The organism is Ideonella lacteola (genome assembly GCF_038066555.1).
Classification (GTDB): Bacteria; Pseudomonadota; Gammaproteobacteria; order Burkholderiales; family Burkholderiaceae_C; genus Ideonella; species Ideonella lacteola.
Window position 1 is genome coordinate 68,763 of record NZ_JBBUTG010000027.1, and the last position, 21,218, is coordinate 89,980.

The window sequence follows — 21,218 nt, forward strand, 5'->3', positions numbered from 1 at the left end:
CGGCGTCGGCCCGGCCGCGGCGGGCCTGGCGGGTTTAGCTCGCGGGGTCGCGCGGCGGCAGCCGCATCGGCACCGTGTCGTCGAGGCTGGACATCACGCTGAATTGCAGGATGGGTACGCCGACTTCGTTCGGCGAGCCGCCCAGGCCGATGTCGCCGCTGCCGTGCAAGGTGCAGGCGCCCCGGCGCAGGCTGAGCACTTCATCGTCGCCGGTGAACCGCACATAGGTGCCGTTGATGCTGAGGTCGGCAATCTGCAAGCCGCCACCGGTCCAGTCGATACGGGCGTGGGTACGCGATACCCGGGCCTCGTCGATCTGCAGGGCACAGGTGGAGCCACGCCCGATCAAGACCGGAAGGTCACTCCGGCTCAGACGGTAGACGCTGTCGCGCCACAGCAGCTGCAGCCCCTCGGGCTCGGACAGGTCGAACCGCGTTTCCATCAGCGTCGCGGTGGTGTCCACGCCGCGCGGCGGCAGCATGTGCACCTCGACGGGCTCGGCGCGACCGCGCAGGTGGACCCGATCGAGCGAGCGGTAGGCCGCCCGGGTGTCCATTGGCAACTCGTCGTACAGGTCGCCGGTGATCAGGGTCTCGTTGTCCCCGGCGTGATCGAGCAGGCGGGCGGCCACGTTCACGGCATCGCCGAAGCAATCACCATTCACCTCGACCACCTCGCCCAAGGCCATCGCAATTTGCAGCTTCAGCCGTGAAACCGCCGGCGCCGCGTGGGGGGCGGCCGCCGTGGTTTCCAGCGACTCGTGCATCTGCAGGGCGCTGGCCACGGCCATGGACGGAACGGGGTAGACCGCCATCAGCCCGTCACCCAAGGTCTTCACGACCTGGCCGCCCATGGCGGGCACGCGCTGCGCCAGCGTGTTGATGGTTTGGGTGACAACCGCGGTGGCCTGCGCGTTGCCGAGTGATTCGTACAACCCGGTGCTACCGCGCAGGTCGGCAAACAGGACGGTACGACGCTTGATGGTGGCCATGCGCCAACGAGTTTAGCTTGCCGACCGAGGGCTAGCGGGTGCCCTTGGTGAGTGCACTGTACTCAGATGTTATCGATGAAGGGCCTGACCCTCGCTGGGCCGGAGCCCGGACGGGAGCTCTTCGGGGCGGCGGCAGGTGGCGTGCCGGGCGACGATTCGGTGCACAACGCAGCCCGTGGGCCGGCATGAGAAGCGGGCCGAAGCCCGCCGCGTTGATTCTCTTGTCGCCATCGGGCCGTTGTCCAAGCCGCTCAACATTCGAACGACCAGCGGTCAGAGTTTGTCCCCATGGGGCGCGGCTGCTATCGCCAGCTGCGCAGCGGGCCGAAAGCCCGCTCCAACTCCGACGGCCAGCCGTCAAATGTTGTCCAAATAGGTGCGCAGCTTGTCCGAACGGCTGGGGTGCTTGAGTTTGCGGATGGCCTTGGCTTCGATCTGGCGGATGCGCTCGCGGGTCACGTCGAACTGCTTGCCGACTTCTTCCAGCGTGTGGTCCGTGCTCATTTCGATGCCGAAGCGCATGCGCAGCACCTTGGCTTCGCGCGGGGTGAGGCTGTCGAGGATGTCCTTGACCACGTCGCGCAGGCCGGCCTGCATGGCCGCCTCGATGGGCGCCGTGTTGTTGGTGTCCTCGATGAAATCGCCCAGGTGCGAATCGTCGTCGTCGCCGATCGGGGTTTCCATGGAGATCGGCTCTTTCGCGATCTTCATGATCTTGCGGATCTTGTCCTCCGGCATCTCCATCTTCTCGGCCAGCGTCGGGGCGTCCGGCTCGAAGCCGAATTCCTGCAGGTGCTGGCGCGACAGGCGGTTCATCTTGTTGATCGTCTCGATCATGTGAACCGGGATGCGGATGGTGCGGGCCTGATCGGCGATCGAGCGGGTGATGGCCTGCCGGATCCACCAGGTGGCGTAGGTCGAGAACTTGTAGCCACGGCGGTATTCGAACTTGTCGACCGCCTTCATCAGGCCGATGTTGCCTTCCTGGATCAAATCGAGGAACTGCAGGCCGCGGTTGGTGTACTTCTTCGCGATCGAGATCACCAGGCGCAGGTTGGCCTCGATCATCTCCTTCTTCGCATCGCGCGAGGCCTTCTCGCCCTCGTTCATGCGGCGGTTGATCAGCTTCAGGTCTTCCACCGGCACGACGGCGCGGGCCTGCAGATCGACCAGCTTCTGCTGAAGCTCCTGGATGGCGGGCAGGCTGCGCTGCATCACCGCGCTGTAGGGCTTGCCGGCCTGGGCTTCCTTCTCGCTCCACTTCAGGTTCAGTGCGTTGGGCGGGAAGGTCTTGATGAACTGGTCCTGCGGCATGCCGCACTTGTCGACCACGATCTTGCGGATCTCGCGCTCGTAGCGGCGAACATCGTCCACCTGCGAGCGCAGGATGTCGCACAGCTTCTCGATCGTCTTGACCGTGAAGCGAATGGTCATCAGGTCTTCGCTGATCGAGTGCTGGGCCTTGTTGTAGGAGGCAGATTGGTAGCCCTCCTTCTCGAAGGCCTTGCGCATCTTGTCGAAGTGGATGCGCAGCTCGGCAAACTTTTCCAGCGCGGCGCTCTTGAGCTCTTCGAGCTTCTTGGTCAGCGCCTTCGAACCGCCGTTGCCGTCGTCGTCTTCTTCTTCGTCGAACTCGTCGAAGTCTTCTTCGGCCACGTAGTCGTCGGCCTCGTCTTCGGCGACGAAGCCATCGACGACCTCGGAGATCTGCATCTCGCCTGCCGCGATCTTGTCGGCCATCGCGAGGATCTCGGCGATGGTCGTCGGCGATGCGGAGATGGCCAGCATCATGGCCTGCAGGCCGCCTTCGATGCGCTTGGCGATCTCGATTTCGCCTTCACGGGTGAGCAGCTCGACCGAACCCATTTCGCGCATGTACATGCGCACCGGGTCGGTGGTGCGGCCGAATTCCGAGTCGACGGTCGACAGGGCGGCTTCGGCGGCTTCTTCGGCTTCTTCTTCGGTGGCGGTCGAGGTGGCGCCGCCCGCGATCAGCAGCGTGGCCGCGTCAGGCGCCTGCTCATAGACCGCGATGCCCATGTCGTTGAGCATCGAGATGATGGCTTCGAGGATTTCCTCGTTGACCAGCTTCTCGGGCAGGTGGTCGTTGATTTCCTGGTGCGTGAGGTAGCCACGCGTCTTGCCCATCTTGATGAGCGTCTTCAGCTCCTGCCGGCGCTTGGCCACCTCTTCTTCGGTGAGCGCCGTTTCGTCCAGGCCGAATTCACGCATCAGCGCACGCTCTTTGGCGCGCGACACCTTCATGCGCAGCGGCTTGGCCTTGGGCTTGTCTTCGCCGCCTTCTTCGGCTTCCACCACTTCGGCTTCGACTTCACCTTCGAGTTCGGCCTCGATGTCGCCCAGGTCGTCTTCAACCTCGGCAGGCTTCTTTGCCGCTTCCTTGCCCTTCTTGGCCGCAGCGGGCTTCTTGCCCTTGACCTCGTCGTCTTCCGGCTTGCCGGCCTTGCCCTTGGCTGCTTTCTTCGGCTCCTCGGCCGCGGCGCTCGCCTTGGCGGGCGCCTTCGTGGTGGAGGTCGCCGATTTGGCGGGGGTCTTGGCAGCAGGGGCGGCAGCGGTCTTCTTCGCGGTCATGCAGATGGGTCTCGTTGAGCTGATCCTTCAAGGGCCCGGGGCAATTGCTTGGCCTTGGCCGAGCCGTACCCAGGGAATACCCATATTCCTTGGGGCGGACAGGCGGAAGACGGCAAAACAATGGACCCACCGACCACCGAGGACAAGAGCGGTGGCGCGGAGCGGGCAGGCAAGCTGGCGTGAACGTCTGAAAGTGCAGCCCTGGCGGGGAAGGTGGCCTGTATATGCCCTGTGTCGCAGGGGGCCGGGACCGGAGGTGCTGCTGTCACTCTTGCCGCTGAAACGTGGATTATACCTGCCGTTGCAGGTTGCGTGCCAGGGCGGCAGCCGGTTATTCCTGAGAATTGCTCGTACTCAGGCGCTGTTTCGCATCTTTCCAACGAGATTCGACCTGTCGGTACTCGACGAGGGCCTCGCGCCGCACGCCCGCCTCGGCGGCCAGACGCTTCATCTGCTCGCCCAATTCGCGGATCAGCAGGGTGTCCATGGCCCGCCGCAGGTCCGCTGGCGTGGCCCCTGGATCCGCGTCCCCGTCGGCCAGGGTGCGAGACGTCTCGTCGAGGATGTCGTCCGCTTCGAGCGCTTCGCGGATCACCGCCCACGGGCGGGCGCCGTGCTCGGCCAGATCACGCTCCAGCCAGGCGATGAGGCTGCCGTGGGGCGATGGCAGATGGTGCAGCAGGTCGTGCTCGTCCGCCGGCAGGTCATGCCACCACGCCGGTTGGCCGAACAGCATTTGCACGACACGGTCCTCCGGTCGCTTGGGTGGCTGGCGGCGGCCGGTGGGGCGCGGCAGGCCGTCGTCGTCGTCCCGGCGCTTCCAGCGGCCCTTGCGTCCCGCGCCGTCGTAGCGTTCGGCGCCGCCGTATCGGCGTGGCGGCCTTGCCTCGGCAGCCTGCCCGTCGAAGCCGCCATCTTCGTCTTCGCTTCGCTCGCGCGATCGCGGGCCCGCCGAACCACCGGTGTGCCACAGCCGAGAAAGTTCTTCTGCGGGCAGGCCGCCTCGAATGGCCAGCTCTGACAGCAGTTGCAGCTTGAGCGCACCTTCTGGCAGGGCCTGCCAGAGTGTCTTGGCTTGCGACAGCATCCGGGCCCGGCCCTCGGCGGTGGTCAGATCGCAGTCGACGGCGGCGTGGTCGAGCAGTTGGCGCGACAGCGGAACCGCGTTGCGCACGAAGTTCTCGAACGCTTCGGCGCCAAACTCCCGCACATAGCTGTCGGGATCGTGTTCGGGTGGCAGGAACAGGAAGCGGAAGCTTCGCGTGTCGGTGGCGTGGGGTAGGGCGGCTTCAAGCGCTCGGCCGGCCGCGCGACGGCCGGCGGCGTCGCCGTCGAAGCTGAAGACCACCTGCTCGGTGAAGCGCAGCAGCTTGTGGACGTGGTCGGCCGTGCAGGCGGTGCCCAGTGTGGCCACCGCGTTGGGGAACCCGAGTTGGGCCAGCGCCACCACGTCCATGTAGCCTTCGGTGACCAGCGCATAGCCCTTGGCGCGCAGCCCGGCCCGGCACTCGTACAGGCCGTACAGCTCACGGCCCTTCACGAACACCGGCGTTTCCGGCGAATTGAGGTATTTGGGTTCGCCCTTGTCCAGCACCCGGCCGCCGAAGGCGATCGTTTCGCCCTTGACGTTGCGGATCGGGAACATGATGCGGTCGCGAAAGCGGTCGTAGCGCTTCTGATCCGCCTCGCTTTTGCCCTCTTCCAGACCCTGCACGATGACCATGCCGGACTCGGCCAGCATCGGGTCGTCGTAGCGGGGGAAGACGCTGGCCAGCGTGCGCCAGCCTTCGGGGGCGTATCCCAGGCCGAAGCGCGCCGCGATCTCGCCGGTGAGCCCGCGGCCCTTCAGGTAGGCGACGGCGCGTTGGTTGCCCTTGAGTTGCTTGCGGTAGTGGTCGGCCGCCTTTTCGAGGACGTCGATCAAGGTGTTGTGCTGTTCTCGTTTCTCCGCCGCCAGGGCTTGCTCCTGGGGCGAGGTTTGTTCTTCGGGCACGACAAGGCCCGCCTCTTGGGCGAGGTCTTTCACCGCCTCGACGAAGCTCATCCCGTGGTGCTCGGTCAGAAATCGGATCGCATCGCCGTGCGCACCACAGCCGAAGCAGTGGTAGGTCTGACGCGAGGGGCTGACGATGAAGCTGGGCGACTTCTCGCCGTGGAAGGGGCACAGGCCCTTGTAGTTGATGCCGGCCTTTTTCAACTCGACGTGCCGGCCCACGACGCTGACCACGTCGGTGCGCGACAGCAGGTCTTGAATGAAGCCGGAAGGGATCACGACGAAGGGCCGAAGGGAGAGAGGTGAGCGGAATCGCCAGCGGAAATGAGATCGGGGCAGCCATGGCTGCCCCGATGAGGGTAGACGATCTTCGCACACGCGCGGGGCGGGCCCCGCCACGGCGAAGAAAGTTTCAGGGGATCAGAGCGCGAAGTCTTCCAGCGTCTTGCCACCTGCCAGTGCGGCCTGCAGCCACTTGGGCTTCAAGCCCCGGCCGGTCCAGGTTTGGCCAGTGACCGGATCCTTGTATTTGGCTGCGACTTTCTTGCCGCCTTCGGCCTTGACGACCGCGGGCGACTTGCCGGCCAGATCTGCGGCCGTGAGGCCATATTCAGCCATCAACGCCTTGACCTTGGCGATGGCGTCGGCCTTGGCGGTGCGCTGGGCATCGGCAATCCGCTTTTCGAGCGCGGCCTTCTGCGCCAGCAATTCCTGAATAGATTCCATGCGAAAGCTCCTGAGATACCCAGTGGGCGGGCGGATCATATCTCAGGTCAATGCAAGCCTGTGCAAAGATGAGGTAATTACTTATATCCGACGCGGTCCAGCATTTGCTGCACCTTGACCTGGTTCATCCCGATCACCGAGACGGCCACGGAATCGGGCTTGAAGCTGCCGAGCTGATCCAGCGCAGAGTTGGTCAGTTTCAGCCCTGCCACCGCCGGCCATTCGTTGTTGCCGTTGGCAAAGTAGGCCTGGGCTGCGTCACTGGCCAAGTATTCGAGGAAACGCACGGCGGCCGTGCGGTTCTTCGCATATCGGGCGACTGCGCCGCCTGCGATATTCACGTGCGTGCCGGTCGTCGCCTGATTGGGCATCACGGCGGCAATCTGCTGCACGATGGCCTTGTCGTCGGCCTTCTCCGAGCGCATCAGGCGGGCGAGGTAGTAGGTGTTGGTCAGCGCAATGGCGCATTCGCCACTGGCAACGGCCTTGATCTGGTCGGTATCGCCCCCCATCGGTGGGCGGGCCATGTTGGCCACGAGGCCCTTCAACCACGCTTCCGTCTTCACCGGCCCCAGGTGTTCCATCATCGAGCCGAAGAGCGACAGGTTATAGGGGTGAGAGCCCGATCGCGTGCAGAGTTTGCCGCGGTTTTTCGGGTCGGCCAATTCCTCGTAGGTATCCACGTCCTCGCGGGAAACCACTTGCTTGTTGTAGACGATGATGCGGGCCCGGGTGGAGAAACCGAACCATTGCGATCCCTCGCCCTTGTCCTGACTGCGCAATTGCGGCGGAATGCGGGTTTCCAGCAGCTTGTCACGCACGGGCTGGAAGAGTCCTTCCACTTCGGCACGCCACAAACGGGCAGCATCTACCAACAAAATCACATCTGCGGGGCTGGCGCTGCCCTCGCTTTTCAACCGCGCCAGGATGCCGGCGTCGTCGGCATCGACACGGTTGATCTTGATGCCCGTGGCTTTTGTGAAATTGTCGTAAAGGGCTTCGTCGGTCTGGTAGTGGCGTGCCGAATACAGATTCAGCACGTTTTCCTGCGCCTGCAGCGCCATGGGCGCGCACGCCGCCGTGGTCAGCAGGGTGAAACGGGCGGCCCAAGCCGCCAGGCGGGGAACCAGACGCATGCGAAAACTCCTGATCGCGATCAGCCAAACAATCCGTGGAGTTTAGCTGATGAACGAGAATTGTTCGCAATTGCGCCACAAGGCCCTGTCATGTCAAGGCCGCGACAGAGTGTCAGGCGCTGGGCGGTACGTAGCCGGTCGGCTGGTCGGCGCCGCCGCCGAAGAGAAACTGCTCCATCTGCCGTGCCAGGTACTGGCGCGCCCGAGCGTCGGCCAGGTTCAGGCGGTTCTCATTGACGAGCATCGTTTGATGACGCTTCCACAGCTCGAACGCTTCCTTGCTGATGTTGTCGTAGATGCGTTTGCCCAGCTCACCGGGGTAAGGAGCGAAATCGAGGCCTTCGGCTTCTTTTTTCAGATAGGTGCATTGAACGGTACGAGCCATCGAGGTCTCCAACGAATGGGGTGGGGTGGAGGCTGGCCGGGGCCGGGTTGCCGCCGGTCAGCCGAGCTTTTTGACCAGCACTTGCGAGCGCCGGTCCCAGTTGTATTTGCGCTTGCGGGCCTCGGGCAGCCAGTCGGGGTCGACCGGCGCGAAGCCGCGCTTGATGAACCAGTGCATGGTGCGCGTGGTGAGCACGAAGATCGAGTCGAGCCCCATCGTGCGCGCACGCTGTTCGACGCGCTTGAGGATCTTGTCGCCGTCGCCTTGTCCTTGCACCTGCGGAGACACGGTGAGCGCGGCCATCTCGCCCGTCCGTGCCTCGGGGTAGGGGTAGAGCGCCGCACAGCCGAAGATCACGCCGTCGTGCTCGATGACGGTGTAGTTGGCGATGTCGCGCTCGATCTCCGTGCGGTCGCGCTTGACCAAGGTGCCATCCCGCTCGAAAGGCTCGATCAGTTGCAGGATGCCGCCCACGTCGTCGGAGCCCGCTTCGCGCAGGCTTTCGAGCTTCTCGTCGACCACCATCGTGCCGATGCCGTCGTGGGTGAACACCTCCATCAACAGTGCGCCGTCGGTGGAGAAGGGCAGGATGTGCGAGCGCTCGACGCCGCCGTCGCAGGCCTTCACGCAGTGCTGCAGGTAGAAGCCCACGTCGGTCGGCTGCATCGGCGGTGGCAGCTTGGCGAGCAAGCGCTCGGCGTCGACCAGGGCCAGCTCGGTGTCGATCGGCGTCTCGGGGTTGGTCGGGTCTTCGTGGATGCCGGGCACCTCGGTCATGAAGACGAGTTTGTCGGCCTGCAGCGCAATGGCCGTCTGCGTGGCCACGTCTTCCATCGAGAGATTGAACGCCTCGCCCGTCGGCGAGAAGCCGAATGGCGACAGCAGCACCAGAGCACCGATGTCGATCAGCTTGCGGATCGACGCGGCATCCACCTTGCGCACGACGCCGCTGTGCTGGAAATCGATGCCGTCGATGATTCCCACCGGGCGTGCGGTGAGGAAGTTGCCTGATACGACGCGAACCGTCGAGTTGGCCATGGGCGTGTTGGGCAGCCCCTGGGAGAACGCCGCTTCGATCTCGAAGCGCAGCTGGCCGGCGGCCTCTTGAGCACAGTCGAGCGCCACCGAGTCGGTGATGCGCATGCCGTGCGAGAAACGCGCCGTCTGGCCCTTGGCGGCCAGCTGTTCGTTCACCTGTGGGCGAAACCCGTGCACCAGCACCAGTCGCACGCCCATGGCGTGCAGGATGGCCATGTCCTGCGCGAAGAAGTTGAGTTTTCCAGCGGCGACCAACTCGCCGGTGATGCCGACCACGAAGGTCTTGCCTCGGTATGCGTGGATGTACGGCGCGACCGAGCGAAACCAGGGCACAAAGGTATGGGGAAAGACGAGGTCCATGGGGCAAACGATGTGTGGACCGATTGTGCCGCAGGGTTCGCCGCAGGGCCGCCCCAAGGCGAACGCTCCCCCTCGGGGGGACCGGGCCGAAGGACCGCAGGGGGCAAGGGTTCGCCGCAGGGCCGCCCCAAGGCGAACGCTCCCCCTCGGGGGGATCGGGCCGAAGGACCGTAGGGGGCAAAGGTTCGCCGCAGGGCCGCCCCAAGGCGAACGCTCCCCCTCGGGGGGACCGGGCCGAAGGACCGTAGGGGGCAAAGGCTCGCCGCAGGGCCGCCCCAAGGCGAACGCTCCCCCTCGGGGGGACCGGGCCGAAGGACCGCAGGGGGCGAGGGTTCGCCGCAGGGCCGCCCCAAGGCGAACGCTCCCCCTCGGGGGGGCGGACCGAAGGACCGTAGGGGGCATGGGCTCGCCGCAGGGCCGCCCCAAGGCGAACGCTCCCCCTCGGGGGGACCGGGCCGAAGGACCGTAGGGGGCGCCAGCCAACGCGGATAATCCGGCCCCTTCATGTCATCTCCTCGCACAGAACGTCCATCGGGCGCCTCGCCCGACGGCTCCACCGGAACCACGAGAGCCTCCGCTGGCGCACGGCCAGACCGTGGGGCACATCCCCCGCGCCCACCGCGCCCACCGCGCCCGCCGCGGCCGGTGTCCGCCAACCCGGTTCCGCCGATCACCTACCCCGATTCGCTGCCGGTCTCAGCCCGGCGCAAGGAGATCGCCCGAGCACTCGCCGAGCATCCGGTCATCATCGTTTGTGGAGAAACCGGCTCTGGCAAGACCACGCAGTTGCCGAAGATCGCCCTCGAGCTGGGGCGCGGCATCGGTGCGGGCGGCCAGGGCCTGATCGGGCACACCCAGCCGCGCCGCATCGCGGCCAGCTCGGTGGCCAAGCGGATCGCCGAAGAGTTGAACTCGCCGCTGGGCGAGGTGGTGGGCTACAAGGTGCGCTTCCAGGATCGGCTGCAACCGGGCGCCTCGGTCAAGCTGATGACCGACGGCATCTTGCTCGCCGAGACGCAGACCGACCCGCTGCTCAAGGCCTACGACACGCTGATCATCGACGAGGCGCATGAGCGCTCGTTGAACATCGACTTCCTGCTCGGCTACCTGAAAGAGGTGCTCGCGCGCCGGCCCGATCTGAAGGTCATCGTGACCTCGGCCACGATCGACGCCGACCGGTTCGCCAACCACTTTGCCTCTTCCCGCGGGCCGGCGCCGGTGATCCAGGTCAGCGGCCGCACCTTCCCGGTCGAGCAGCGCTGGCGGCCTTTCGAATGGAACGATGCCCCCAAGACGACGCCGTCGTCGGCCCCCCAAGGGGGCGCGCCGGCCTCGGGGCGGCCCAGCGGCCGGCCTGCCGAGACCGACCTGAACGACGCCATCGCCGATGCCGTGGACGAGCTCTGGCGCGAGGGCTCGGGCGACATCCTCGTCTTCCTGCCCGGCGAACGCGAAATCCGCGAGGCGGCAGACCACTTGCGCAAGCACCTGTCGCACCAGCCTCTGCACCGCCACGCCGACATCCTGCCGTTGTTCGCGCGCCTGTCCCAGGCCGAGCAGGACCGGGTCTTCGAATCGGGCGGCGGCAAGCGCATCGTGCTGGCCACCAACGTGGCCGAGACGTCGTTGACGGTGCCTGGCATCCGCTATGTGATCGATTCAGGCCAGGCGCGCGTCAAGCGCTACAGCTACCGCAACAAGGTCGAGCAGCTCCAGATCGAGCCGGTGAGCCAGGCCGCGGCCAATCAACGGGCCGGCCGCTGCGGCCGGGTGGCCAACGGCATCTGCATCCGGCTGTACGACGAGAAAGACTTCGCCGGCCGCCCGCGCTTCACCGACCCCGAGATCCTGCGCTCTTCGCTGGCAGGCGTCATCCTGCGCATGAAGGCGCTGCACCTGGGCCTGGTCGAGGATTTCCCTTTCCTCGAGCCGCCGCCTCGCAAGGCCATCGCCGACGGCTACGCCTTGCTGGCCGAGCTGGGGGCGGTGGACGAAGCCAACGAGCTGACGCCCATCGGCCGAGAGCTGGCCAAGCTGCCGCTGGACCCCCGTGTGGGCCGCATGATCCTCGAAGCGCGAGACCGTCAGTCGCTGGCCGAGGTGCTGATCATCGCCAGCGCGTTGAGCGTTCAGGACGTTCGAGATCGCCCTCTCGAAGCCCAGCAGGCGGCCGACGAGAAGCACAAGAAGTTCGACGACGAGAAGTCGGAGTTCATGGGCTACCTCAAGCTGTGGAAGTGGATCGAAGAGGGGCGGGGGCATGCGGCCGATGCGCCCCCCGCGCCGCCCCACAAGCCCGGTGCCGCGCCTCAGAAGCCCGGCGCCCCGGCGCGACCAGCCGCCACCCACAAACTCAGCAATCGGCAGCAGGAGCAGCGCCTGCGCGACAGCTTCGTCAACCCGCGACGTGTGCGTGAATGGCGCGACATCCATTCGCAGTTGCAGACCGTGGTGGCCGAGCACGGCTGGCGAATCAACGGCAGCCCCGCGACCTACGAGCAGATCCACCAGGCGATGCTGGCCGGCTTGCTGGGCAACATCGGCTGCAAGGCCGATGACGACGATTGGTACCTGGGCGCTCGGGGCATCAAGTTCTGGCGGCACCCGGGCGCGCACTTGAGCAAGAAGCCCGGCCGGTGGCTGGTGGCGGCTGAGCTGGTCGACACCACACGGCTGTTCGGCCGTGGGCTGGCGGCCATCGAGCCGCAGTGGATCCCACCGATCGCCGGCCATCTGCTCAAGACGCAGCTGCTGGAGCCGCACTGGGAGAAAAAGGCGGCCGAAGTCGTCGCGCTGGAGCGCGCCACCCTGTACGGCATCGTCATCTATTCGAACCGGCGGGTGAACTTCGGCCAGGTCGATCCGGTGGTGGCCCGCGAGATCTTCATCCGCGAGGCCCTGGTGTTGGGCGAGTGGGAGACCCGGCTGCCGTTCCTGGCACACAACCGCAAGATGATCGCGCAGGTGGAAGAGCTGGAGCACAAGGCGCGGCGCCAGGACGTGCTGGTCGACGATGAGTTGATCTACGCCTACTACGACCAGCAACTGCCGGCCGGCATCGTCAGCGGCGCCACCTTCGAGCGCTGGTACCGTGAGGAAAGCAAGAAGCAGCCGAAGCTGCTGATGCTCAGCCGTGAAGAGTTGATGCGCCACGAGGCGGCCGGCATCACGACCTCTGCATTCCCGAAGACCATCCGGCTGGGTGGCGTGGACTGCTCCGCGGTGTATCTCCACGAGCCGGGCGACCCCAAAGATGGCGTGACGGTCACGGTGCCCATCTACGCGCTCAACCAGGTCAGCGACGAGCGCTGCGAGTGGCTGGTGCCCGGCATGCTTGAAGCCAAGGTGCTCGCCTTGATCAAGAGCCTGCACCAACGCCCGCGTTCGCGCCTGGTGCCGCTGCCGGACTTTGCGGCCGAGTTCTGCGAAACCACGACGTTTGCCCAAGGGCCGTTGATGGACGCGCTGCTGAAGGCCGTGCGTGAGCGCACCCAATTGGCGGTGCAGCGCAACGACTTCAAGCTCGAACAGCTCGCCCCGCACCTGTTCATGAACTTCCGCGTGGTCGACGAGCATGGTCGCCAACTGGGCATGGGCCGGCAATTGGCCGCGCTCAAGGCCGAGTGGGGCGGGCAGGCCCGTTCGGCGTTCCAGGCGCTGGCCGCCTTGCGTGGGGCACCCGGTGACGGGGGTACCCGTCACCACCCGCCGGGCGGGGTGGCGCGGCCGCTTGGGAGCGGCCCGGCGCCGGCCGCGTCCGACGCCGCCTCCACCGTTCCCTCACGCGGCGTCACCGCGGTGGTCAAGGCCCCGCCGGCGCCCGCACCGGACGCACCGCCCGCACGCCACACGGCGTGGACGTTCGGCGAACTGCCCGAGCTGATGGAGATCCGGCAGAAGGGCCAGACGCTGATCGGCTTCCCGGCGCTGATCGACAAGGGCCAGCATGTCGAGATCGAAGTCTTCGACGAGCCTGACGTGGCCGCCGCTCAGCACCGGGCCGGGTTGCGTCGCCTCGTGGCACTGCAGATCAAGGAGCCCCTGAAGTATCTGGAGAAGAACATTCCGGATCTTCAGAAGATGGCGGTCGCCTACATGCCGCTGGGCACGCTGGAAGAGCTGCGCGACCAGATCATCTCGGTGGCGCTGGACCGCGCCTTTCTGCAAGAGCCCTTGCCGCAGGACCCGATCGCCTTCAACAAGCGCATCGATGAGGGCCGCACCCGGCTCAACCTCATCGCGCAGGAGGTGGCGCGCCTGGCGGGAACGGTGCTCACCGAATACGCCGGGGCGGTGCGCAAGCTCAAAGACAGCAAGCCGCCCAAGGAGGTGGCCGACGACATCACGGCTCAAATGCAGCGCCTGGTGCCCAAGCGTTTCATCGCCCAGAGCCCTTATGCGCAGATGCAGCATTTCCCTCGCTACCTCAAGGGCGTGGTGATGCGGCTGGACAAGCTGCGTGCAGATCCATCGCGCGACAGCCAGCGCCTGGCGGAGCTTCGCCCGATGGAGCAGCGCTACCTGCGCCGTCTGGCCGATATGAAGGGCCACGCCGATGCGCGGCTGGATGAATTCCGTTGGCTGCTCGAGGAACTGCGCATCAGCCTGTTTGCGCAGGAACTGCGCACGCCTCAACCGGTGTCGGTGAAGCGCCTGGAAAAGGTGTGGTCCCAGATCAGCAGCTGACGCGCCACGGCCGATGACGCACGCGCAGCACCAGGGCAGGGGGCTTCCGCAGCGCCCCGTTCACGTCACCTGGGTGACACGTTGATGCCTTTGGCCGCGCGGGGTTGGCCGCGCGGCTGCATGGCGAAATCACAACATCGCGTCGGGACGCGCGCGTAACAGCGGCTCGCCGCGCTTGCAACTTGGTGGGTGCAGCGAGAGACTGCGCAGCGAGGACGGCAGACCCGCGACGATACGTCGGGCTGGAGGGCCGCATAGGTGTACACGAGCCAACCTACTTGGAGCGAACGCCGACATGATTCATCCTCGCGCAACGGTGCCAAGCGGTACCGGGTCGACGCAACCGGCCGATGTCTGGCCGGATTCCGAACTTCCCGCCGATCAGTTGAACTCGCTGGAGCAGTTGCTCGAGTCATTCGGACAGACGCCGGCCATCGTGCAGGCCCTGGCCGAAGGCTTGGCCGACCTGCGCGGCGTGCGGCAAGACATGGACGCGTCGTTCCAGCAACGCTTCGATGCGCTGTGGGACGTGGTCGTGCTGCACACCGCGCACGCTGGCGTGATGCGCGAATCAGCGCGCAGACGACCCGCCTGACCTGACAGCTGCGCCGCCAGGCCGCGGCCGGCCCCGCGGGTGCCCGCCGCGAATGGCTTCGATGCTCACTGGATGTAGGCAGCGAAGAAGTCCGCCACGCCCACCCAGGCGTTGTCGACCGACACGCTTTGGCGGCCGTCGCATTGGCGCGTGCCTTCGGTCTGGTAGCGGCGGCACAGTTGATAGCCGAAGTCGGGGTAGTGGACATCCACTTTGCTGGCGGGCACCTGCACCATGTTGAACGGACGGTCATAGCCCGCCACGATCGGCGGGGACGAAGGACCCACCGATTGCAGCGACGAGCCCGCATCCGGCACCGAGGTGCATTGGGTGAGGAACTCGTCCCGATCGCTCGGGATGACAAAGGTGTTCGCCATCTCGTTGCAGTTGAACGTGGTCTGGGCCTGGTAGGTCCACATCGCACGGATCGTGGTGCCCGTGAGCTTGCCGGTCAGTGCCGTGAGGATGCCCAGCCCGCCGCCGCGCGACTGGCCGGTGATGAACGAGTTCGACGGGTCGGCGTTGAGCGCCTCGGCATGCTTGCTGACGAAGGTGTTGATCGCCTTCTGGATGTCGTAGCGCGGCGTGGGTTTGCCCTCGACGTAGTTCACCACCGGATGGCGGAACTCGTAGGCCACGACGATGAAGCCGCGATCGGTCAGGGGCTTGACCAGCTTGCTCCACAGCGAGGTGGCTTTGCTGTCTTTGGCGATGTAGCTGGACGCGCCGTTCGGGTGCCCGTAGTAGACGATCGGGCGTGGGCCCGAGAAGGTCTTGGGCGGCATCCACACATCCATCACCTGCTTGGCCAGCTTCTTGGTGGTGGGCTCCATCCAAGAGACAGAACCATAGGGCACGTTGCGGTAGCAGTTGCAGGCGCTGTTGTAGCCGGGAGGCACGCTGCTCTCAGAGGTGTATTGCGCTTGGGAAACGAGGGGCAGGCCGGCAGCGATGATGGTGGCGGCCACTTGCAGCGATGAAGTGAACGAAGGCATGAGTCTTCCTTGGCGATGGCGCCGGGCCCGACGGGCCGCGAAGCGCTGAATCGCGCCGGACCGGGCTCAAAAACACCGAAGAGACGAGTCGGGCGACGGTCGCCTCATCGACGTGGCGCCGATGCGGATAAGGAAGCGAAAGCCGGAGATGGCCGTGGTTTCACGGCCGTCCTGATGGATGGTTACAGGTGGGAAGGTGCGCTAACACTTCGGGGCCAGCGTGCCCCGATGGCGTTCACATTTGCTTGAACAAGTGCGCGTAGCTCTCGGCCACGAGCAAGGTGTCGTGGCGCTCTTTGAGCTTGAGCTGGAGGCGGCCACGGAAGTCTCGGCTGGCGCCGGCGATGGCGTTGGCGTTCACCAGGGTCGAGCGGTGGATCTGCCAGAACTGTTGCGGGTCCAGTTCCTCGACCAGCTCTTTCAGGGGCTTGCGGATCAGGGCCTCGCTGTCGCGCAGCGTGACGCGGGTGTACTTGTTGTCCGCCTGGAAGTACTGCACTTCGTCGACCGTGATCAGCTTGAGTGTCTGGCCGATCGACGCATTGATCCACCTCAGGTACTGCCGAGTCGGCGTGGCGCTCGGCAAGGCCGCCAGCCGATCGAGCACAGCACCCAGGTCGCTGGGGGCATCGCCCAGACGCTCTTTCACGCGACCGATGGCGGTGAACAGACGCGCCGGCTGTAAGGGCTTGAGGAGGTAGTCGACAGCGCCATGGTCGAAGGCCGCCACCGCATGCTCGTCGTAGGCGGTCACGAAGACCACGCGGCTGCGGCCGCTGGCCTGGCGCGCCACTTCGAGGCCCGTGGCGCCGGGCATCTGGATGTCCAGGAACATCACGTCGGGCCGCAGCTCATCCAGCAGGCGAAGTGCCTGCACCCCGTCGGAGGCCTCGCCGGCGATGTGCAGCTCGGGCCACAGCCGGGTGATCTGCTCGATGAGTTCGGCGCGCAGGGTGGCTTCGTCTTCAGCCACGATGGCGGTGGGATTCTTCATGAGGGCAGGGTCAGCGTGAATCGGGTGGTGCCGCGCACATCGGCGCACTTCAGGCTGGCGGCGTCGCCTGTCAGCACCTGAAGCCGCTCGCGATGGGCGGCCAGCTCGGCATCGTCGCCACACAAGCCGGTGGCGCTGATTTCCAGAAACACCTGCAGGGCCATGGGTTGCGCCAGCGTGCCGCGCTGGGCGCGCAGCACCACACGTGGCGGCAGGTCGGTTGGCGACAGGCGCAGCGCGCGCTGCAGCAGCGGCAACAGCAGCATGGCCGGCAACGAGGCGCCGCGCAGCGCCGGGGGCAATTCATCGATCAGCTCCACCGGCTGATGCTCCAGGCCCTGCCGCAGCGCCAGGTAGCTGCCCAGCAGGGCCGATTCCGCATCCAGCGTGGTCACGTTGTGCTCGCGCAGCCGGGGCAGCGCGGCGCGCAGGTGGTGGATGAGCCTCTCCAACTGCTCCGCCGCGCTGTCGCTCTGGCCATGCGCGTACTGCTGCTGCACATCCACCAGCACGTCGAACAAGAAGTGCGGCTCCACCTGGGCCTGCATGGCCGCCAGCCGTGCCGCCATCGCCTGGCGCCCCAGCGCCGCCTGCTCCTGCAGCAGCTGTTGCAACTGGGCCTGCGAGCGCCAGCTGCGGCGCAGCATCTCGACCACGCCGATCGCCAGGCCGCCTGGCAGCAGCACGGCGAGGAAGTCGCCTGCGAAGCGCTGCCACAAGGGCAGCGTTTTCGGCGGGCACTTGGGCTCACACAGCTCCTGAAGCACCGGCAGGCCCAGCCAGTCGGGCACCGTCCAGGCCAGCGGCACGGCCACCAGGCTGCCGATCAAGGTGGCCACCACCAGCGTCTGCGTGCGCCAGCGCCATGTGGCGGTCGTTCGGTCGGCCGGCAGCCAGGCGAGCAGCAGTGCCAGGGTGCACAAGGCCGGTGAGGTGAGCAGGCGAAAGAACACGGCCCACGGTCGCTCGATCTCCTTGGGCTCGGCCAGCCAGGTGACATCCACCGCCCCGTACAGCAGCCCCAGCGCCACGAACCCGGCGATCTCGATGCCCTTCACCGAGCGCCAGGCCTGCCAGCAGTGGGCCAGCCAACCCAACGCTTGCTGAAGCTGCGTGGCGCCAGCCGGCGTATCGGCCGGCACCGCCACGGGCGGGTCCATCAACCGGCTCACGAGGCCACCACCGCGGCGGTGTTCCGCGCCACCGCTTGAGCGCCCACGCGGCGAAGCGGCAGGCTGACACTGGCCCGCACCCCCCGAGGCACGGCCGCTTCCAGCGAGAGGGTGCCCTGCGCGCCATACAGCGCCGCGAGCCGGGCCCGCGTGTTGGCCAGGCCCACGCCGGTGCCGGCCGCACCCACGAACCCGCGGCCATCGTCCTGCACCTCCACCGTCAGCCGGCCATCGGTCTCGATGCGGGCGGTGATGGTCAACTGCCCGCCCTCCGGCAAGGGCGACAGGCCGTGCTTGATCGCGTTCTCCACCAAGGTCGCGATGACCATCGGCGGCATCTCGGCGTCGTGCAAGGCAGGTGGTGTGTCGATGTGGAATCGAAGCCGCTCGCCCATCCGCATCTGCAGGATCGCCAGGTAGTGCCGCACCCGCTCGATCTCATCGCCCAGGCAGGCGCGCTGGCTGCGCATGCCGGGCAGGGCCGCTTGCAGGTAGGCGATGAGGCTGCTCAGCATGTCGCGGCCCCGACCGGGCGCCACGTCGTACAGCCGCTTGACCGTGGCCAGCGTGTTGAACAGGAAATGCGGCTCGATCTGGGCCTGCAGGGCCGACAGCTCGGCCTCCATCTGCTGTGCGGCCAGTGCCTGGCGCGACAGCCAGGCCTGCGCCAGGCGCTCGGCCGCGGCCCGCTCGCTGACGGCCAGGTGCAGCAGGGCATACCCGGTGCAACCCAGCAGCCACCACAGGCCGCAGGTATAGGCAAACCACCACCAGTAGAAGGGCTCCGTGAACTCAGGTGCGTAGAAGACGGCGAAGCGGATCACCGCACCGGCACAGGTGCCCGCCAGCACCGCCAGCGCGCGCACACACCAGGCGGCGCGCACGGTCAGCCTGGCGCGGGTGAGCATCGCCTCGGCGGCGCCCGCACACAGCAAGATGGCCAGGCCGCTGATCAGCGATTGCCGTGTGAACACGGCCAGCTTGAACGCCCACTGATCCCACTGCTCGTCGCCGGTCCGCCACGCGAAGGCGCGCGACAGGGCCAGCACGAAAGCCAGGTAGAAGACCCCTGCCACATGGGGCAGATTGACCACACGGCGGAACGCCTCCCAGCGGGTGGCGGCGGCGGTCGATGGGGCGACGGTCGTCATGGGCCGGATTGTCTGCCGCCGATGCCCGCCCGTGGGGGCCGGGCGACGAACCCGGCTGCAGCGCGACGAAGCCCCGCTCGCCAGGATCGAGGCTGTGGCGGGGCGTGGGGTGGGTGCTTTGACGGCTGGCCGCTGCCGGCGGTCAGCGCAGCACTTCCAGCGCGCGGTCCATGCCGCCTTGCTCGATCGAGAGCATCGCCTGTTCGCGCACAGCGGGCTTGGCGTGGTAGGCGATCGACAACCCCGCTGCGCCCATCATCGGCAGGTCGTTGGCACCGTCGCCCACGGCGATTGCCTGGTCCGGCGAGATGCCCATCAGTTCGCACACCTCCAGCAGCACGCGGCGCTTCTCGGCGCCGTCGACGATGTCGCCCCAGGGGCGGTCGACCATCCGGCCCGTCAGGCGGCCGTCGGAGATCTCCAGCACGTTGCTGCGGGCGAAATCGAGCTGCAGGCGCTGGCGCACCCGGTCGCTGAAGAAGGTGAATCCACCCGAGACGAGCAAGGTTTTCAGGCCGGCGGCGCGGCAGGCGAGCACGAAGGCCTCCACCCCGGGGTTCAGGCGCAGGCGCTGGGCATAGACCTCGTGCAGAGCCTGCTCGCTGACGCCGGCCAGCAGTGCCACCCGCCGGCGCAGGCTGTCTTTGTAGTCAGCGATCTCACCGCGCATCGCAGCTTCGGTGATGGCGGCGACTTCGGCCTTGCGCCCGGCCGCGGCGGCGATTTCGTCGACGCACTCGATGTCGATCAGCGTCGAATCCATGTCGAAGGCCACCAGCTTGAAGTCGGCCAGGGCCAAGGGCGGCGTGATGCCGCGGGTGAAAAGACCGGGGGCGAATTCAATGGCGCTCATCAGGTGCGGGCAAATCGAAACGGTGAGGGCGGGCGCCGGCAGGGCGCGGCAGGCACTGATTGTCCTCGGGTTGCGGTCCATCGGGCCCGCGAACGGGCCGTAAAAAGGGGGGCGCAACCTGGCCGCTTAGGCGTCGCATCCAGGGAGAGGCGGCGGGGAAGGCGCCCAGTGACGACCGTGCGGGCGACCGGATCGGCGGCCGGGTGCCGAGTGTGAAGAACATCACGTTACGTCTGGGTGGCGGCCCCTACAACCTTTTCGATGCCGGCGGGCACCTACCGGTCGAACACGCTCATTCCATGGCCCCTGTTGGGGCCCGCCGAGATCACCGCATGACCGCCCGCCCTTTGACCCACTTCGCTCCGCCAGCAGGCACCGCCGCGGCGTGGGGCTGGCTGGCCATCGTCACTGTGGGGGCGGTGGGGCTGCCTTGGGAAGGGGTGTGGCGATCGTTGTGCCTGGCCCCGTGGTGCGAAGAGGTGGTGTGGCGCTGGGGTTTGCAGGCGCCGCTGTCACGCCGTTGGGGGGCTGCGTGGGCCTGTGCCGTCAGCGCGCTCGCCTTTGGATTGGCCCATCTGCTGTTTGCACGGGACACGGCGGATGCGTGGCGTGCGGCGGCCACGGTGCTGCCGGCCGCCTGGATCGGAGCGGGATTCGCTCGCCACGGTCGGCTGCTGCCCTGCGTCGCGTGGCATGCCGGCTTCAACCTGATCTGGATGGGCGTGATCGCCCGATGAAGTTTCAGATGTATCCGTTTGGGTAATCAATTATCAACACTGACAACGACGAAGTGAGGAGCCTCATGAGACTGATGCATTCCTGGTTGACGCTGACGATGATCGGCGCCTTGCTCTGGCCGGTGGCCAGCCAGGCCGCCGACCCCATCGTGGGCACCAGCAAGTTCGCCACCAATTGCTCGGGCTGCCACTCGGTGGCGTCGACGGCGAAGGTGGACCGCGGCCGCAACAGCCCGACGATGATTCGCAATGCGATCAACAACGTGGGCTCGATGTCGGGGCTCTCGTTCCTGTCCGCCACGGATCTGGAAGACATCGCCGCCTATCTCGGCAATGCGCCCAGCTCGCTCAGCTTCGCCCAGACCACCGTCGGCCAGACCAGCACGAGCCAGACGGTGACGGTGCGCGCCAGCCGCATTGCGGCCCTGACAAGCCTGGCCGCCACTGTGAGCGGCGATTTCTCGCGCAGCGGCGGCACGTGCGGCACGACCTTGTCAGCCAGCGGCAGCTGCACGATCACGGTCGTGTTCTCGCCGACGGCGGCGGGCAGCCGCACCGGCAGCCTGAGCATCACCCACAGCGGCCTGACCACGGCGGTGCCCATCGCGCTGTCGGGCACCGGGGCCGCGGCCCCCGAGCCGACCATTTCGCTGAACGCGAGCAGCCTGGCCTTCGGCAGCCAGACCGTCAACACCACCAGCAGCGCCAAGACGCTGACCGTGAGCAACACCGGCAACGCGGCGCTGAACTTCAGCGCCATCACGCTCGGTGGCAGCGCCGCGGCCGACTACGCGGCCACCGGCGGCTGCGCGGT

16 protein-coding genes are annotated in these 21,218 nt (G+C 66.8%); 4 read left to right on the forward strand and 12 right to left on the reverse strand.

Annotation, left to right across the window (positions count from 1 at the left end; translation table 11 throughout):
* Positions 1-34 precede the first annotated feature (34 nt).
* From AACH06_RS26265 to argA, 7 genes are all read right to left on the reverse strand, one after another.
* Complete coding sequence (locus tag AACH06_RS26265; RefSeq protein WP_341428771.1) at positions 35-991, reverse strand: adenylate/guanylate cyclase domain-containing protein; 957 nt, start codon at positions 989-991, stop codon at positions 35-37.
* A 357-nt stretch (positions 992-1,348) separates the two neighbouring features.
* The gene (gene rpoD / locus AACH06_RS26270; RefSeq protein ID WP_341428772.1) at positions 1,349-3,583 is read right to left on the reverse strand and encodes an RNA polymerase sigma factor RpoD; all 2,235 of its coding nucleotides are present in this window, start codon (positions 3,581-3,583) and stop codon (positions 1,349-1,351) included.
* Between the two features lie 331 nt (positions 3,584-3,914).
* A complete protein-coding gene (dnaG, locus tag AACH06_RS26275; RefSeq protein WP_341428773.1) occupies positions 3,915-5,855 on the reverse strand; it encodes a DNA primase in 1,941 nt (646 codons plus the stop codon).
* 141 nt (positions 5,856-5,996) lie between these two features.
* Positions 5,997-6,302: an H-NS histone family protein gene (locus AACH06_RS26280; RefSeq protein WP_341428774.1), complete on the reverse strand. Its 306-nt coding sequence runs from the start codon at positions 6,300-6,302 to the stop codon at positions 5,997-5,999.
* A gap of 77 nt (positions 6,303-6,379) precedes the next feature.
* A complete protein-coding gene (locus AACH06_RS26285; protein ID WP_341428775.1) occupies positions 6,380-7,366 on the reverse strand; it encodes an extracellular solute-binding protein in 987 nt (328 codons plus the stop codon).
* Positions 7,367-7,550: 184 nt separating this feature from the next.
* Positions 7,551-7,823, reverse strand: coding sequence for an oxidative damage protection protein (locus tag AACH06_RS26290; RefSeq protein WP_341428776.1), 273 nt, complete (start codon positions 7,821-7,823; stop codon positions 7,551-7,553).
* Positions 7,824-7,880: 57 nt separating this feature from the next.
* A complete protein-coding gene (gene argA, locus AACH06_RS26295; protein WP_341428777.1) occupies positions 7,881-9,221 on the reverse strand; it encodes an amino-acid N-acetyltransferase in 1,341 nt (446 codons plus the stop codon).
* Positions 9,222-9,725: 504 nt separating this feature from the next.
* Between argA and hrpA the strand changes: the two genes are divergently transcribed.
* Complete coding sequence (hrpA, locus tag AACH06_RS26300) at positions 9,726-13,907, forward strand: ATP-dependent RNA helicase HrpA (RefSeq protein WP_423222083.1); 4,182 nt, start codon at positions 9,726-9,728, stop codon at positions 13,905-13,907.
* A 295-nt stretch (positions 13,908-14,202) separates the two neighbouring features.
* A complete protein-coding gene (locus tag AACH06_RS26305) occupies positions 14,203-14,502 on the forward strand; it encodes a hypothetical protein (protein ID WP_341428779.1) in 300 nt (99 codons plus the stop codon).
* A 65-nt stretch (positions 14,503-14,567) separates the two neighbouring features.
* On the opposite strand, the gene AACH06_RS26310 is transcribed toward AACH06_RS26305, so the two are convergent.
* From AACH06_RS26310 to serB, 5 genes are all read right to left on the reverse strand, one after another.
* Positions 14,568-15,497 carry an alpha/beta hydrolase gene (locus AACH06_RS26310; protein WP_341428780.1) on the reverse strand — a complete coding sequence of 310 codons (930 nt, stop codon included), beginning with the start codon at positions 15,495-15,497 and terminating at the stop codon, positions 14,568-14,570.
* Between the two features lie 235 nt (positions 15,498-15,732).
* Positions 15,733-16,491: a LytR/AlgR family response regulator transcription factor gene (locus AACH06_RS26315; protein ID WP_341428781.1), complete on the reverse strand. Its 759-nt coding sequence runs from the start codon at positions 16,489-16,491 to the stop codon at positions 15,733-15,735.
* Positions 16,488-17,651, reverse strand: coding sequence for a histidine kinase (locus tag AACH06_RS26320; protein ID WP_341428782.1), 1,164 nt, complete (start codon positions 17,649-17,651; stop codon positions 16,488-16,490). Before AACH06_RS26320 ends, AACH06_RS26315 begins: the two co-directional genes overlap by 4 nt.
* A gap of 8 nt (positions 17,652-17,659) precedes the next feature.
* Positions 17,660-18,814, reverse strand: a complete 1,155-nt coding sequence (locus AACH06_RS26325) for a sensor histidine kinase (protein WP_341428783.1) — start codon at positions 18,812-18,814, stop codon at positions 17,660-17,662.
* A gap of 142 nt (positions 18,815-18,956) precedes the next feature.
* A complete protein-coding gene (gene serB / locus AACH06_RS26330) occupies positions 18,957-19,667 on the reverse strand; it encodes a phosphoserine phosphatase SerB (protein WP_341428784.1) in 711 nt (236 codons plus the stop codon).
* Between the two features lie 332 nt (positions 19,668-19,999).
* Here serB and AACH06_RS26335 point away from each other — a divergent pair, with 332 nt between their 5' ends.
* Together AACH06_RS26335 and AACH06_RS26340 are read left to right on the forward strand one after the other, a co-directional pair.
* Positions 20,000-20,404: a CPBP family intramembrane glutamic endopeptidase gene (locus AACH06_RS26335; RefSeq protein WP_341428785.1), complete on the forward strand. Its 405-nt coding sequence runs from the start codon at positions 20,000-20,002 to the stop codon at positions 20,402-20,404.
* A gap of 65 nt (positions 20,405-20,469) precedes the next feature.
* A partial coding sequence (locus tag AACH06_RS26340; RefSeq protein WP_341428786.1) for a choice-of-anchor D domain-containing protein occupies positions 20,470-21,218 on the forward strand: 749 nt, incomplete at its 3' end.